Here is a 15,526-nt window from a genome sequence, read left to right on the forward strand (position 1 = left end):
ACCAGGAACGGGACCGACGGCAAGGTCCGAGGAAGCGGCAAAGGGCTGGCCCTCTTCGTCCTGGCCTCCTGCCAGCTCATGGTCGTCCTCGACATCACCATCGTGAACATCGCGCTGCCGCACATCCAGACCGCCCTCGGCTTCTCCACCGAGAGCCTCTCCTGGGTCGTCAGCGCCTACACCCTGACCTTCGGCGGACTGCTGCTCCTCGGTGGCCGATCCGGTGACATCCTCGGTCGCCGGCGCGTCTTCATGTCCGGTGTCCTGCTCTTCGGCCTGGCCTCGCTGCTGGGCGGACTCGCCCAGAACGAGGGCCAGTTGCTGGCCGCCCGCGCCCTCCAGGGCGTCGGCGGAGCCATCGCCTCCCCGACCGCCCTCGCCCTGATCACCACCACCTTTCCCGAAGGCCCCGAGCGCAACCGGGCCTTCGGCGTGTTCGCCGGCGTCTCGGCGGGCGGCGGCGCGATCGGGCTGCTCCTGGGCGGCATCCTCGTGGAATGGCTCAACTGGCGCTGGGTGCTCTTCGTCAACGTCCCGATCGCCCTGCTGATCGCGCTCGCGACCCCGCGCGTCATCCGCGAGTCCGCACGCCACCCCGGACACTTCGACCTCGCCGGAGCGCTGCTGTCCACCATCGGCATGGTGTCCCTCGTCTACGGATTCATCCGCGCCTCCCAGGAGGGCTGGAGCGACCCGCTGACCATGACCTCCTTCGCGGTGGCCGTGGTCCTGCTGACCCTGTTCATCCTGAACGAGCGCCGCTCGCCGCAGCCGATCACCCCGCTGCACATGTTCGCCGACCGCAACCGGGCCGGGACCTACGCCATCATGCTGTTCTTCGCCTGCGCGATCTTCGGCATGTTCTTCTTCCTGACCCTGTTCGTGCAGAACGTGCTCGGCTTCAGCCCGCTCGAAGCCGGCCTCGCCTTCCTGCCGGTCAGCGCGATGATCGCGGTGATGGCGGGGATCACCTCCCAGCTGCTGCCGAAGTTCGGGCCGAAACCGTTCATGGTCGTCGGCTCGCTGTGCGCGGCCGCGGGGCTCGCCTGGCTCACCCAGACCGACATCGGCTCGACGTACCTGGGCAGCATCCTGGGCCCGATGCTGCTGTTCAGCGCGGGCATGGGCATGCAGTTCGTCTCGCTGACCCTGATGGCCCTCTCGAACGTCCCCGACCGGGAGTCCGGCGCGGCCTCCGGCCTGCTGAACTCGATGCAGCAGGTCGGCGGTTCCCTCGGCCTGTCGATCCTGGTCACGGTGTTCGGCACGGCCAGCCGCAACGAGGCCAAGGAACAGATCGGCCCCTTCCTGAGCTCCGCCACCCCGGCGCAGAAGCTGCTCTTCACCAAGACCCATCAGTTCCCGAAGCCGTGGAGCGATCAGGTCCTCACCTCGGGCGTCAGCGCCTCCTTCGTCGCGGCGGCCGCGTTCACCCTGGTCTGCGCGCTGATCGCGCTGTTCGTCATCCAGGTCCGCCCCTCCGACCTCGCCCGCCTCCAGGGCAACCACGCCCCGACGGCGGTCTGATCCGCGGCCGCCCGCCCGCCCCCCGCACTCCTACCCGGCGGCCAGGCTCCGCAGCCGGCAGCGTGCCGGGCCGGTCGCCCGCAGGGTGATGCCGGTGCTGACCGGGACCTCCTCGTCGACGGCCTCGAACTCGTACGCCCGCAGGATCATCGCCAGCGCGATCACCGACTCCAGCATCGAGAAGTGCTGGCCGATGCAGGCGCGCGGGCCGCCGCCGAAGGGGAACCAGGCGTAGCGCGGGCGGGCGGCCTCGGCCTCCGGGGTGAAACGGTCCGGGTCGAAGCGGTCCGGGTCCGGCCAGTGGCCCGGGTGGCGGTGCGTCACCCACGGGGCGACGATCACGTCCGCGCCCGCCGGGATGGTGTGCCCGCCGACCCGGGCGTCGGCTACGGCCTGCCGGCCGATGACCGGAGCGGCCGGGTAGAGCCGCATCGCCTCCTTGAGCACCTGGGTGAGGTACGGGAGCCGGTCGAGGTCCGCGGCCTGCGGCGTACGGTCGCCCAGCACGCGGGAGATCTCCTCGCGGGCCCTGGACTGCTGCTCGGGGTGGCGGGCCAGCAGGTGCAGGGCGAAGGCCAGCGAGGTGGCGGTCGTCTCGTGGCCGGCGAGCAGGAAGACCAGCACCTGCTCGCGCAGCTCGACGGCGTCGAACTCGGCGTCGTCCGCGCTCTTGGCACCGGCGAGCAGGCTCAGCAGATCGCTGCCGTTGCCATCGCTCCTGCTTTCATCACCCCCGCCGTCGCCGAGCCGCTCCGCGACGATCCCGTCGCACACGGCGTACAGCTCCTCCAGCGCGGCCGCCGCCCGCTTGTTGCCCGGGGTCGGCCAGCTGCGCGGGAGGTTCGCGGGGGAGTAGCCGCGGCGCAGCACGTACTCGGTGATGACCGGAAAGCACCGGTCCACGACACCGGCGGCGGCGTCCCCGTCGGTACCGAAGAGGATCCGGGTCACCGCGCGCAGCGCAAGGCGCGTCATCTCCTCGGACACGTCGACGACCGCGGTCTCCCGCCAGGCGCGCAGCGTCAGCTCGGTCTCGGCGGCGACCGCCCCGGCGTACCCGTCCACGCGGCGCTTGGTGAACAGCGGCTGGACCAGCCGGCGCTGGCGCAGGTAGTCCTCGTCCTGGCTGGTCAGCAGCCCGTTGCCGAAGGACTCGCGGACCTCCTGGTAGAAGGAGTTGTCCTTGCGGAAGTTGGCCGCCTCCGAACCGAGCACCTGCTGGGCGCCCTCCGGGGAGAACACGCAGTACAGCTCGGCGCGCAGCCCGGGCGGCCCGGCGGTGATCCGTACGAGGTCGCCGTGCCGCTGCTGGGCCCGCAGATAGGTGCCGAGCGAGTCCGACTTCAGGTCGAACAGCGACCCGAGCAGCGGGACCCCCGCGAGCTCGGGGATCCCCGTACCGGCCCCTGTGTGTGATCCGACTGCCATGGCTCCCCCTCGACCGTGCCGACGGGCCGATTGTGCCGGGCGGCCGACGGCGGTGGCCAGAGCGGACCCTCAATGGCCTGAAGCCGCCGGTCCGGAGCTACTTGTCGCAGGCGATGCCGTCCTTGTCGCGGTCCAGGGCGTCGCGGTAGCCGGGCTGGCCGCGCCGGATGGGGGCCTTGCCGGCGGCCTTCGCCGCGTCGCAGTTCTTGAAGAAGACGGGCTCGTCGTTGGCCGGGGGCGGCGTCTGGGGCTTCTTGGGCTTCGGCGGGACCGGGGTGGAGACCGGAACCGCGGTCCGGGCCGGGGTCGGCGACGCGGCCGGCACCGGGGCCTTGGAGGCCTGCCGGGCGGCGCCGGCCCGCTCCGGGCAGTCCGTACCGGGCGCGACGAGCGACAGCTCGACGGCGGTCGCGGGGGTGACGGGGCTGTCGGCCGCCGGGGTCTGGAAACACACCGTCCACGCGGTGGGGTCGGTGGGCAGCGTGACATCGCGGTACGCGCTCGCCAGCTCGACGGGTGCGCTCGTCACCTTCTTGACGAGGACGGTGGCGTCGAGCAGCCGCTCCCCGACCAGCTTCGGCATCACGGCCTGCGAGGCGGAAGCGGACGCCGACGCCGACGCGTCGGTCGAGGGTGATGCGGAGGCGGCGGCGCCGCTGCCCTTGCCCTTGGCCGAGTCGGCCTTCGTGGCGCCGGTGTCCTCACACCCGGCGCCGAGCAGGACGACGGCGCCTATGACGCCGGCCACGGCGAATCCCCGACGGTGGAACATGGAAACAACCCCCCAAGAGCAGCACTGCGCACAGCCGCCGCAGCATATGCCCCCGGCCGCCCGCGCGCCCCGGAAATCGGGTTATCGCTCCAGGTAGGAAACCGTGCCCGCCCGCCGGGCGGCGTCGATCTCCCGGAGCCGGTCGAAGCCGGCGGGCGCCATGATCGCCCGCCACTCCTCCAGGGAGCGGACCTGGACCTCGGTGTGCTCGGCGGGGTCCAGGACGAAGGCGGCGATCTGGTCGTCGGTGAGGGCGCCGCCGTCGAAGATGAAGCCGATGTGGTTGGCGGGCCAGGCCTCGCCCCGGTGCCGGATGAAGTGCGTGCCGAGCAGCCTCGGTTCGCCCTCGAAGGCCATGCCGGTCTCCTCCCGGCACTCGCGGACCGCGCACTCCCAGGGGCTCTCGCCGGGGTCCATGTTCCCGCCGGGCCACTGCCAGGTCTCGACCGCGCGGGTGGCCCGCAGCTGCACGGGCCGTCCGGCGGTGTCCGTGAAGTACAGGCAGGCGTAACTGGTCGCCTGGGCAATGGTCTTGATGTACTCCCCGGGCGGGAGCCAGGTACCGGTCATGCCCGGACGCTACCCCTGGGGCCGGCCGCCCAGTCGCTCGCGGAGGAAGGCCGTCACGTCCTCGCGGGCCCGCAGCGCGCGATGGCCCGCGGTCTCACGGACCTCCAGGGTCAGCACCGAGTGGGCGAGCCGGCCGAACCCGTCGGGGTTGCCCGGGCCCGAGTCGAGGCGGATGACCTTGAAGGCGTCGCCGAGCCGGGCCCGCAGGGTGGTGAACCGGTCCTCCGGCGACAGCGGGTCCCCGCTGAACCGCAGGGCCAGCACGCACAGCCCCTCGTCCCGGGTGCGGTCGACGACCCGGCGCAGCTCGTCCTGCGAGACTCCCGCGTCCGCGCGCCGGGCCGCGCCGAGGGGGACCGGGACGGAGGGCTGGCTCATCACCGGGGCCAGCACGGCGTCGTCCACGGCGGCGGCCAGGGCGAAACCGCCGGTGAAGCAGAGGCCGATGACCCCGACCCCGGCGGCGGGGGTCCGGCCGGCGAGGTCGCGGGCGAGCGCCCGCAGGTAGTCGGCGACGGGCCGGCGGGCGTTCGTCGCGAAGGCCCGGAACTCGGCCGAGACGCAGACGCGCACGCTGACGAGCGCCGTCCGGCCGAGGGTGCCGGGTCGGCCCGGCACCCCGAACAGCGAGGGCATCACCACGGTGAACCCCTCGCCCACCAGGTGCTCGCCGAGACCGATCACCTCGGGCGTGATCCCGGGCACCTCGGGCAGCAGCACCACCCCGGGGCCTTCGCCCTTCTCGTAGCAGTCGTACGAGAGCCCCCCGGCGGCGAACGGCGCCCGGCGCCATCCGTCGAGGGTGGAAACCGGTGCGGTGCCGCTCATACGCCCTGCTTTCGTTCGGCCCCCACACGACGGGGCACTTCCTGCTGGACTCCCAGGTGAACGCCCGCCGCCCATAACGCGCTTGGAGCCCTCGCTGCGGAGATTCTCCATCGAGCCGACCCCGATGTCGATGCGCGGCAGCAGCCCGCGGCGTACGGGCGATCAGTAGCCCCAGCGCTGCCCCACGCTGTCGTCACGACGGCACTGGATGGCCCGCCCGTTGGCATCGCGCCCGGACGTACCGATGTCGGCCTTCCGGCAGATCTGCCCGGCCTTGTAGCAGTTGCCCGCGTTGGACCGCGGATAGCAGTCGGTACTCGCCTTGGTGGGCTGGGCGGCAGGCGCCGTGGTACGGCTGCGCGTGGGAGCCGGCGGAGCGGGCGCGGCCTTGGTCGCGGGCGCGACGCTCCGCGCCGCAGCCGTAGCCGTCGGCCTCGCCGCGGTGGGGCTCCCACCAGGTCTCGCACTGCCAGCCACCGCCGAAGGCCCACTGCCAGCACCAACGGTGGCACTGGCACTAGGACTGGCGCTAGCACTCGGACTGGCACTCGGAGTAGCACTGGCACTAGGACTGACACCGACACTGGCACTAGGACTGGCACTCGGCGTACTGACCGGCGCGGCCGGATCACACGCGGCGAGCGCCAAGACGGCGACGACGACGGTGAGGGCGCCCCGGTAGCTCCGTATCAGGGTCTTCGTCTGGCTGCCGAGCGGAACGTTCATCGGGAACTCCTGGGTGGTGAAGGCGCCTTGAACGCCGATCAAGATACCCAGAAGGTTGAAGCCCGTACCAGTGTCCGGAAGACCCCAAAACAAAACGGTGGGGCCGAGTCACACCCGGCCCCACCGTCACTGTCGCTCCGGACTAGATGTCGCGGAAGATTTCGATTTGGGCGCCTACCGAGTTGAGGCGTTCCGCCAGTTCCTCGTAGCCGCGGTTGATGACGTAGACGTTGCGCAGTACCGAGGTGCCCTCCGCCGCCATCATCGCGAGGAGGACGACCACCGCCGGGCGCAGGGCCGGGGGGCACATCATTTCCGCCGCGCGCCAGCGGGTCGGGCCCTCGACCAGGACGCGGTGCGGGTCCAGGAGCTGGAGGCGGCCGCCGAGGCGGTTGAGGTCCGTCAGGTAGATGGCGCGGTTGTCGTACACCCAGTCGTGGATCAGGGTCTGGCCCTGGGCCGTGGCCGCGATCGCCGCGAAGAAGGGGACGTTGTCGATGTTCAGCCCGGGGAACGGCATCGGGTGGATCTTGTCGATCGGGGCTTCGAGCTTCGACGGGCGGACCGTGAGGTCGACCAGGCGGGTGCGGCCGTTGTCGGCCACGTACTCCGCCGAGCGGTCGTGGTCGAGGCCCATCTCCTCCAGGACCGCGAGCTCGATCTCCATGAACTCGATCGGGACCCGGCGGATCGTCAGCTCCGACTCCGTGACGACCGCGGCGGCGACCAGGCTCATCGCCTCGACCGGGTCCTCGGAGGGGGAGTAGTCCACGTCCACGTCGATGTTCGGGATGCCGTGGACCGTCAGGGTGGTCGTGCCGATGCCGTCCACGCGCACGCCGAGCGCTTCGAGGAAGAAGCACAGGTCCTGGACCATGTAGTTGGAGGACGCGTTGCGGATGACGGTCGCGCCGTCGTGCCGGGCGGCGGCCAGCAGCGCGTTCTCGGTGACCGTGTCCCCGCGCTCGGTCAGCACGATCGGCCGGTCGGGGGCGACCCCGGTCAGGACCTTGGCGTGGTAGATGCCCTCGGTCGCGGTGATGTCCAGGCCGAAGCGGCGCAGGGCGATCATGTGCGGCTCGATGGTGCGGGTGCCGAGGTCGCAGCCGCCGGCGTACGGCAGGCGGAACTGGTCCATCCGGTGCAGCAGCGGGCCCAGGAACATGATGATGCTCCGGGTCCGGCGGGCCGCCTCGGCGTCCATGGCGTCCATGTCGAGGCTGGCCGGCGGGACGATCTCCAGGTCGACGCCGTCGTTGATCCAGCGGGTGCGGACGCCGATGGAGTTCAGGACTTCGAGGAGGCGGTAGACCTCCTCGATGCGGGCGACCCGGCGCAGGACCGTACGGCCCTTGTTCAGCAGGGACGCGCACAGCAGCGCCACGCAGGCGTTCTTGCTCGTCTTGACGTCGATGGCGCCGGACAGGCGGCGGCCTCCGACGACCCGCAGGTGCATCGGTCCGGCGTAGCCCAGAGAGACGATTTCGCTGTCGAGCGCTTCGCCGATTCGGGCGATCATCTCAAGGCTGATGTTCTGGTTGCCGCGCTCGATCCGGTTCACCGCGCTCTGGCTGGTGCCGAGCGCGTCCGCGAGCTGACTCTGTGTCCAGCCCCGGTGCTGACGTGCGTCACGGATGAGCTTGCCGATGCGTACGAGGTAGTCGTCTGCCATGGGTGCACCGTATCTCAGATATGAGATGACGCCTGCGTCGGGTGGGGCAAATGGGTGTTACCGACCGTCAGACGCCATCCCAGGCAGTGCCGCCGCGGCGGCGCGTCGCCGCGCCGCCGCGTCCGTCAGTGCTGCTGCGCGCACCCGCACGCGCGGTGCCGTCCGCCGTGCACCGCGCTGTACGAGGCCGGGCGCGGCCCCGCCGCCCCGCGGGCCACCCGGCCCGCGGCCGCCCGCCCCGCCGCAGAGTCCGCGTCGTGCACCACGCGCCCGCCGACCAGCGTCATCCGTACGCCCGTTCCGCTGATGTCGGCCACCGGACAGCGGGTCACATCCCGGTCCAGCAGCACCAGGTCGGCCGCCTTGCCCGCCTCCACCGTGCCCGTCAGGGCCTCCTGGCGCAGCTGCCACGCCGTCCCGGCCGTGTGCATCCGCAGCACCGAGTCCCGGCTCAGCCCCTCCAGCTCCCGGTACAGCTCGCCCGCACCGAACGCGCCCTGCCGGTCGATCGCCGTCCGCAGCTGGTTCCACACCTGGAGCGCGTCCACCGGCCAGTCGGAGCCGCCCGTCAGCCGCGCGCCCGCCTTCTCCAGGCTGCGTGCCGGATACATCCACCGGTGCCGCTCCGGGCCGATGTACGGGAGCAGCGCCTCCATCGTCCAGGTGTCCCGCGCCGCCCACTGGAGCTGCATGCAGGCGGCGACGCCGAGCTGGGCGAAGCGCCGCAGGTCCGCCGGGTCCACGATCTGCAAGTGGGCGACGGCGTTGCGCGGGTCCCGCTGCCCGGTCACCCGACGGGCGTACGCGTACCCGTCCAAAGCGGTCCGTACCGCCCGGTCTCCGAGTCCGTGCGCGTGCATCTGCCAGCCGGCCTTGTTGAACGCCGCGCTCAGCCTGCCGTAGTCGGCCGCCGAGGTGTACAGCTCGCCCCGGTTCGCGGTCGGTCTGCCGTTGCCGTCCAGGTAGGGCTTCAGCAGCGCGGCCGTCTGGGCGGGGTACTCGATGACCCCGTCCAGGAACACCTTGACCATCCCGAACCGCAGACCCCGTACGCCGTCGAACTCCCGCCGCAGCCCGCGCGCGTACGCCAGCGCGGCCGCCGGGTCGCGGGTCTGCTCCACATCGAGCCGGATGGCCGGGACGATCCGCTGCGGCAGCTTCCCCGCCGCCGACAGGTCCCGGTAGAGCTCCAGCTCGTGCCGTCCGACCAGGGCGTCCATCATCGTGGTGACCCCGGAAGCGGCCGCCAGCTCCAGCACCTTCGCGCAGGCGGCGACGAGTTCGGTCCGCGAGGGCGCCGGGACGTGCCGCGTCAGCAGGTCCTGCGCGTCGTCCTTCAGCACGCCCGTCGGCTGCCCGGACGCGTCCCTGACGATCTTGCCGCCGACCGGGTCGGGCGTGGCCGCCGTGATGCCCGCGATCTCCAGGGCCCGCCGGTTCGCCCACAGGTTGTGCCCGTCGCCGCCGACCAGCGCGATCGGCCGCCGCGTCGGCAGCGCGTCCAGCATGGAGTGGTGGGGCACCGTCCCGGTCGGCAGGAGGCCGACCGGATTCCAGTCCTCCACCACCAGCCAGCCGTCGGGCTCGGCGCCCGCGCCCCCGGTGTCGGCGAGGAACCCGGTCAGGATCTCCCGGAGTTGCGCCTGGGTGGTCTCCGCCCCTTCCAGCGAGGGGCGCAGCGACCGGTCCCCGGCGCCCAGCGGGTGTACGTGGCCGTCGTGGACACCGCTCATCACGGTGTTCCCGCGCGCGTCGACCACCTCGGTGTCCCGGCCGACGTACCGGCGCAGCGCCGCGTCGCTGCCGGTGGCCAGGATCTTTCCGTCCCGCCCGACCGCGACCGCCGTGACCGGGGCCCGGCCCGGGAGCCCGGTGAAGACCCGGGCGCCCCGGAACACCAGCGCGGCCGAGCCGCGCCCGCCGCCAGTGCCGGTGCCGGTGCCCGGGGAGCCGGCGGGCGCCGCCGCCGCGGAGCCCGCCCCCAGCAGGCCCGCCGCACCGGCGGCCCCGGCCGCCGCCAGAAGTCCCCGCCGGGACAGGGGGAACGGAGAAGAAGAAGAGGTCATGGCCACTCCAAACGTCGGTGTGGCGAGGAGACTGTGTGATTAACCCCTTAACCAGAACCCGCCGCCGACGACGGAATCCGTAGGATGTGCCGCGTGTCCGGACCGACGATCGCCGACATAGCACGCGCCGCGGAGGTGTCCACCGCGACGGTCTCGCACGCCCTCAACGGCACCGGCCGGCTCGCCGAGTCCACCCGCCGCCGGGTCCGGGAGGTCGCGACCGCCCTCGGGTACGGGTCGTACCGCACTCCGCGCACCCGCACGCTGGGCCTGGCCGTCACCACCTTCGCCGGGTCCGCCTGGAACTTCGTGGCGGTCTCCTACTTCTCCCAGTGGCTCACCGCCGCCACCTCCGCCGCGCACGCCCGCGGCTACGCGCTGACCACCCTGCCGGCCGACCGCGGGGCCGGCACCCCCTGGCACACCCTCTCCGTCGACGGGATGCTGCTGCTCGACAGCCCGAAGGACGATCCGGTGCTGCGCGCGCTGCGCGCCCGCGGCATCCCCGTCGTCTTCGACGGCCGGCCCGCCGACCCGCGCCCCGGGGACGTCTGGGTGGACAACGACCACACCGCGACCACCCGCGAGGTGCTCGACCACCTCGCCGGCTCCGGTGCCCGGCGCATCGCCCTGCACGGGGGTTTCGGGGACGAGCACTACACGTACGCCGTGACGCGGGCGTACGAGGAGTGGTGCGCCGAACGGGGCCGGCCGCCGCTGCTGATCCCCTTCGCGCCGGACGACGCCCCCGGCCACGCCTTCGACCGCGCCTTCGGCGACGCCCCCGGCGGGCGCGCTGCCGACGCCGTGTACTGCCTCTACGACCCGGGCGCCCGCCAGGTCCTGGCCGCCGCGGCGCGGCACGGCCTGCGGGTTCCGGAGGAACTGCTCCTGGTCTGCGCGAGCGAGGACCCGGCCTACGCCCAGGGCGATCCGGCGGTGAGCACGGTGACGCTGCGGCCCGCGGTGATCGGGGAGAGCGCCGTCGCCGCCCTGGTCGCCCTGCTGGAGTCCCCGCGGGGCGCGCCGCCCGGCGAGCTCACCGTCCCGGCCGGACTGACGGTGCGGGCGTCCTCCGGCGGCCTCTTCGGGCACCGCCCGTAACGCCGCTGCCCCCGGTCACGGCCGGGCGCGGCGGTCTGTGCGAGGGTGCGCCCGGCCGCCCCCGTGCGATCACCGGCGTGGCCGGGTTCACTGGGGGTTCACGAGAGCAGGACCATGCCGTGCATGACCCAGGCGCGGCCATGCACTAGAGTTATCTCGACATCGAGATATCTGCCGAAGGCGTACCGCAGCCGCCCCTGCTGGTAAGGATTGCCTAACTTAGCCTTACCTTAGCGGATTGGCCACAGGGCGTGGCGGCAGGATTGCGGTTATACGCGCGAATTTCATGCATGAAGGAGACTGTCGTGTCGGCGAACAGCTTCGACGCCCGCAGCACGCTGCAGGTGGGCGACGAGTCGTACGAGATCTTCCGGCTGGACAAGGTTGAGGGCGCTGCCCGCCTTCCCTACAGCCTGAAGGTGCTGCTGGAGAACCTGCTCCGCACCGAGGACGGCGCGAACATCACCGCCGACCACATCCGGTCGCTCGGGAACTGGGACTCGCAGGCCCAGCCCAGCGAGGAGATCCAGTTCACGCCGGCCCGCGTGATCATGCAGGACTTCACCGGTGTTCCCTGCGTCGTGGACCTCGCCACCATGCGCGAGGCCGTGAAGGCCCTCGGCGGCGACCCGGCGAAGATCAACCCGCTCTCGCCCGCCGAGATGGTCATCGACCACTCGGTCATCGCCGACAAGTTCGGCACGAAGGACGCCTTCGCGCAGAACGTCGAGCTGGAGTACGGCCGCAACAAGGAGCGCTACCAGTTCCTGCGCTGGGGCCAGACCGCCTTCGACGACTTCAAGGTCGTCCCCCCGGGCACCGGCATCGTCCACCAGGTCAACATCGAGCACCTGGCCCGCACGGTCATGGTCCGTAACGGCCAGGCGTACCCCGACACCCTCGTCGGCACCGACTCGCACACCACCATGGTCAACGGCCTCGGCGTGCTGGGCTGGGGCGTCGGCGGCATCGAGGCCGAGGCCGCGATGCTCGGCCAGCCGGTCTCCATGCTGATCCCGCGCGTCGTGGGCTTCAAGCTGACCGGCGAGCTGCCCACCGGCACCACCGCCACCGACCTCGTGCTGACGATCACCGAGATGCTGCGCAAGCACGGCGTCGTCGGCAAGTTCGTCGAGTTCTACGGTGAGGGCGTCGCCGCCACCTCCCTCGCGAACCGCGCCACCATCGGCAACATGTCGCCGGAGTTCGGTTCCACCGCCGCGATCTTCCCGATCGACGACGAGACCCTGAAGTACCTGCGCCTGACGGGCCGCGACGCCCAGCAGGTCGCCCTCGTCGAGGCGTACGCCAAGGAGCAGGGCCTGTGGCTGGACCCGGCCGCCGAGCCGGACTTCTCCGAGAAGCTGGAGCTCGACCTCTCCACGGTCGTCCCCTCCATCGCCGGCCCGAAGCGCCCGCAGGACCGCATCGTCCTCGCGAACGCCGCCGAGCAGTTCGCCGTGGACGTGCGCAACTACGTCAGCGATGACGAGGAGGCCGGCAAGGAGTCCTTCCCGGCGTCCGACGCCCCGGCGTCCTCCAACGGTGTGCCCACCAAGCCCACCCTGGTGACCCTGGCCGACGGCACCTCCTTCGAGATCGACCACGGCGCCGTCACCGTCGCCGCGATCACCTCCTGCACCAACACCTCGAACCCCTACGTCATGGTCGCCGCGGCGCTCGTGGCCAAGAAGGCGTCCGAGAAGGGCCTGACCCGCAAGCCCTGGGTCAAGACCACCCTGGCCCCGGGCTCGAAGGTCGTCACCGACTACTTCGACAAGGCCGGCCTGACCCCGTACCTCGACAAGATGGGCTTCAACCTCGTCGGGTACGGCTGCACCACCTGCATCGGCAACTCCGGTCCGCTGGACGAGGAGATCTCGAAGGCGATCAACGAGGCCGACCTCGCGGTCACCTCGGTGCTCTCGGGCAACCGCAACTTCGAGGGCCGCATCAACCCCGACGTCAAGATGAACTACCTGGCCTCCCCGCCGCTGGTCGTCGCGTACGCCATCGCGGGCTCCATGAAGGTGGACATCACCAAGGACGCCCTGGGCACCGACACCGACGGCAAGCCGGTCTTCCTCGCGGACATCTGGCCCTCCGAGGCCGAGGTCAACGACGTCGTGGCGAACGCCATCGGCGAGGACATGTTCAGCAAGTCCTACCAGGACGTCTTCGCGGGCGACGCCCAGTGGCAGGCGCTCTCGATCCCGACCGGCAACACGTTCGAGTGGGACCCGCAGTCCACCTACGTGCGCAAGCCCCCTTACTTCGAGGGCATGACCATGGAGACCACCCCGGTCTCCGACATCGCCGGCGCCCGCGTGCTGGCGAAGCTGGGCGACTCGGTCACCACCGACCACATCTCCCCGGCCGGTGCGATCAAGGCCGACACCCCGGCCGGCAAGTACCTCACGGAGCACGGCGTCGAGCGCCGCGACTTCAACTCGTACGGTTCCCGCCGCGGCAACCACGAGGTCATGATCCGCGGTACGTTCGCCAACATCCGCCTGCGCAACCAGATCGCGCCGGGCACCGAGGGCGGCTTCACCCGCGACTTCACCGTCGCGGACGCGCCGGTCGCCTTCATCTACGACGCCTCGCAGAACTACCAGGCCGCCGGCATCCCGCTGGTCATCCTGGCGGGCAAGGAGTACGGCTCGGGCTCGTCCCGCGACTGGGCCGCCAAGGGCACCGCGCTGCTCGGCGTCAAGGCCGTCATCGCCGAGTCCTACGAGCGCATCCACCGCTCCAACCTGATCGGCATGGGCGTCCTGCCCCTGCAGTTCCCCGAGGGTGCCTCGGCCGCCTCGCTCGGCCTGACGGGCGAGGAGACCTTCGCCTTCACCGGTGTGGAGGAGCTGAACAACGGCACCACCCCCCGTACGGTCAAGGTCACCACCGACACCGGCGTGGAGTTCGACGCGGTCGTCCGCATCGACACCCCCGGTGAGGCGGACTACTACCGCAACGGCGGCATCATGCAGTACGTGCTCCGCAACCTCATCCGAGGCTAAGGGCGCGCCAGGCGGAGCCGAATCATTCGGCTCCGCCCCGCTTTTCGGCACCATAGGGCCGTACCCCCAACAAGGGGGTACGGCCCTTCCGCTTATCCGGAGCAGCGCTTATCGGCCAGGCAGGTGACGGTGAGGTCTCAACTCGGAAAAGCCGGGGCAGATACTTGTGCACGATCTTGCTCACCCGAGCGGAAGTGGACTATACCTGTGGCCGTCCGGACCGCCGCGACACCAGCGGTCCCGGACCGGGGGACGGCGGGGACCTGCGGTGATGCCCGCATGCACGGCAACTGCCGGGTATGTCCTGCCTCCTTCACACTCCTGACGAAGGCGAGGACTTGAGCATGGGATCCACCTCCGCCCACGGCGAGACCGGCACCGGCACCGGCAGCGGCGCCGGACCCGGCCGCCGCGATCTGATCAAGCGCTCCGCGGCACTCGGCCTGATTTCCGTCCCGACCATGAGCTTCCTGACCGCGTGCGCCTCCGGCGGCGACGCCCCCAAGGCGGCCGGCGCCAAGGCGGCCGTCACCAAGGAGAACCCCTTCGGCCTGGCCAAGGGCACCAAGCTGGACGTCGTCGTCTTCAAGGGGGGCTTCGGCGACGACTACGCCAAGGCCTGGGAGGCCGCCTTCGACAAGAAGTGGGGCACCAGCAGCACCCACCTCGGCACCCCGGAGATCACCGGAAAGCTCCAGACCCGCTTCAACGGCGGCAACCCGCCGGACGTCGTCGACAACTCCGGCGCCCAGAGAATCAAGCTGGACGTGCTCGCCAAGAGCAACCAGCTCGCCGACCTCACCCCGGTGCTCGACGCCCCCTCGCTCGACGCCCCGGACAAGAAGGTCCGGGACCTGCTCATCCCCGGCACCGTCGAGCAGGGCATGCAGGGCGGCAAATGCGTCTCGCTCAACTACGTCTACACCGTCTTCGGCTTCTGGTACTCCGGCAAGCTCTTCAAGGAGAAGGGCTGGACCCCGCCCAAGACCTGGGACGAGTTCCTCGACGTCTGTACGAAGGCCAAGGAAGCCGGCATCGGCGGTCTCGCCCACCAGGGCAAGTTCCCGTACTACATCAACGTCGTCATCATGGACCTGATCGCCAAGAAGGGCGGTCTGGAGGCCATGAAGGCCATCGACAACCTGGAGCCCAACGCCTTCGAGGGCAGCGCGGCCGCGCTCGCCGCCGTCGAGGCGCTCTACGAGGTCGTCGAGAAGGGCCTGCTGATGCCGGGCACCAACGGCCTGACCCACACCGAGTCCCAGACGGCCTGGAACCAGTACAAGGCGGCCTTCATCCCCTCCGGCTCCTGGCTGGAGAACGAGCAGATCAAGCAGACCCCGGACGACTTCGACATGCGGTTCCTGCCGATGCCGCTGCTCCCGGACAGCGCCCTGCCCTTCGAGGCCATCCGGGCCGGCGCCGGCGAGCCGTTCATCGTCCCGGAGCAGGCCGCCAACAAGCCCGGCGGCCTGGAGTTCATCCGGTCGATGCTGTCCCGCGAATGGTCGACCATCTTCGCCCAGCAGGCCAACTCGCTCACCGTGGTCAAGGACGGCGTCGACCCCGGCGTGAAGCTCAGGCCCGGCACCCAGTCGGCGGTGGCCGCCCTGAAGCAGGCCGGTACGAACACCTTCAACTACCTGTACCCCGACTGGTACAGCGAGATGGACAGCTCCATCCAGGACGCGTCCAATGAGCTCATGGCCAAGCGGATCCAGCCCAAGGAGTGGATCAAGCGGGCCCAGGCCGCGGTGAACAAGGCGGCCCAGGACCCGAACGCCAAGAACAACCGTCGCAGCTGACGCCACCA

At 71.1% G+C, this 15,526-nt stretch carries 10 protein-coding genes; 4 read left to right on the forward strand and 6 right to left on the reverse strand.

Annotated elements, in window-relative coordinates:
- Positions 1–45: 45 nt before the first annotated feature.
- Positions 46–1,527, forward strand: a complete 1,482-nt coding sequence (locus tag IE248_RS06530) for an MFS transporter (protein WP_063781066.1) — start codon at positions 46–48, stop codon at positions 1,525–1,527.
- 30 nt (positions 1,528–1,557) lie between these two features.
- Here the strand turns inward: IE248_RS06530 and IE248_RS06535 are convergent, their stop codons facing one another.
- From IE248_RS06535 to IE248_RS06560, 6 genes are all read right to left on the reverse strand, one after another.
- Positions 1,558–2,955: a cytochrome P450 gene (locus tag IE248_RS06535; RefSeq protein ID WP_190030155.1), complete on the reverse strand. Its 1,398-nt coding sequence runs from the start codon at positions 2,953–2,955 to the stop codon at positions 1,558–1,560.
- A gap of 97 nt (positions 2,956–3,052) precedes the next feature.
- The gene (locus tag IE248_RS06540) at positions 3,053–3,727 is read right to left on the reverse strand and encodes an excalibur calcium-binding domain-containing protein (RefSeq protein WP_229895156.1); all 675 of its coding nucleotides are present in this window, start codon (positions 3,725–3,727) and stop codon (positions 3,053–3,055) included.
- An 81-nt stretch (positions 3,728–3,808) separates the two neighbouring features.
- Positions 3,809–4,297 (reverse strand): NUDIX domain-containing protein, encoded by a 489-nt coding sequence (locus IE248_RS06545; RefSeq protein WP_190030156.1) that lies wholly within the window; start codon positions 4,295–4,297, stop codon positions 3,809–3,811.
- A 9-nt stretch (positions 4,298–4,306) separates the two neighbouring features.
- Positions 4,307–5,125 (reverse strand): dienelactone hydrolase family protein, encoded by an 819-nt coding sequence (locus IE248_RS38125; protein WP_008742893.1) that lies wholly within the window; start codon positions 5,123–5,125, stop codon positions 4,307–4,309.
- 868 nt (positions 5,126–5,993) lie between these two features.
- On the reverse strand, positions 5,994–7,523 hold the full coding sequence (locus IE248_RS06555; RefSeq protein ID WP_008742896.1) for a helix-turn-helix domain-containing protein: 1,530 nt from the start codon (positions 7,521–7,523) through the stop codon (positions 5,994–5,996).
- Between the two features lie 125 nt (positions 7,524–7,648).
- Positions 7,649–9,589: an amidohydrolase gene (locus tag IE248_RS06560; protein ID WP_229895157.1), complete on the reverse strand. Its 1,941-nt coding sequence runs from the start codon at positions 9,587–9,589 to the stop codon at positions 7,649–7,651.
- Positions 9,590–9,673: 84 nt separating this feature from the next.
- On the opposite strand from IE248_RS06560, the gene IE248_RS06565 reads away from it, so the two are divergent.
- The 3 genes from IE248_RS06565 (at position 9,674) to ngcE (ending at position 15,518) form a co-directional block, all read left to right on the forward strand.
- Entirely contained in the window at positions 9,674–10,693 is a 1,020-nt protein-coding gene (locus IE248_RS06565) for a LacI family DNA-binding transcriptional regulator (RefSeq protein ID WP_190030157.1), read from the forward strand.
- A gap of 290 nt (positions 10,694–10,983) precedes the next feature.
- On the forward strand, positions 10,984–13,713 hold the full coding sequence (gene acnA, locus IE248_RS06570) for an aconitate hydratase AcnA (protein WP_073777891.1): 2,730 nt from the start codon (positions 10,984–10,986) through the stop codon (positions 13,711–13,713).
- A gap of 344 nt (positions 13,714–14,057) precedes the next feature.
- Positions 14,058–15,518, forward strand: a complete 1,461-nt coding sequence (gene ngcE / locus IE248_RS06575; protein WP_100580492.1) for an N-acetylglucosamine/diacetylchitobiose ABC transporter substrate-binding protein — start codon at positions 14,058–14,060, stop codon at positions 15,516–15,518.
- The last annotated feature ends 8 nt before the right edge of the window (positions 15,519–15,526 follow it).

Origin of the sequence: Streptomyces goshikiensis (genome assembly GCF_014650555.1) — a bacterium.
Classification (GTDB): Bacteria; Actinomycetota; Actinomycetes; order Streptomycetales; family Streptomycetaceae; genus Streptomyces; species Streptomyces goshikiensis.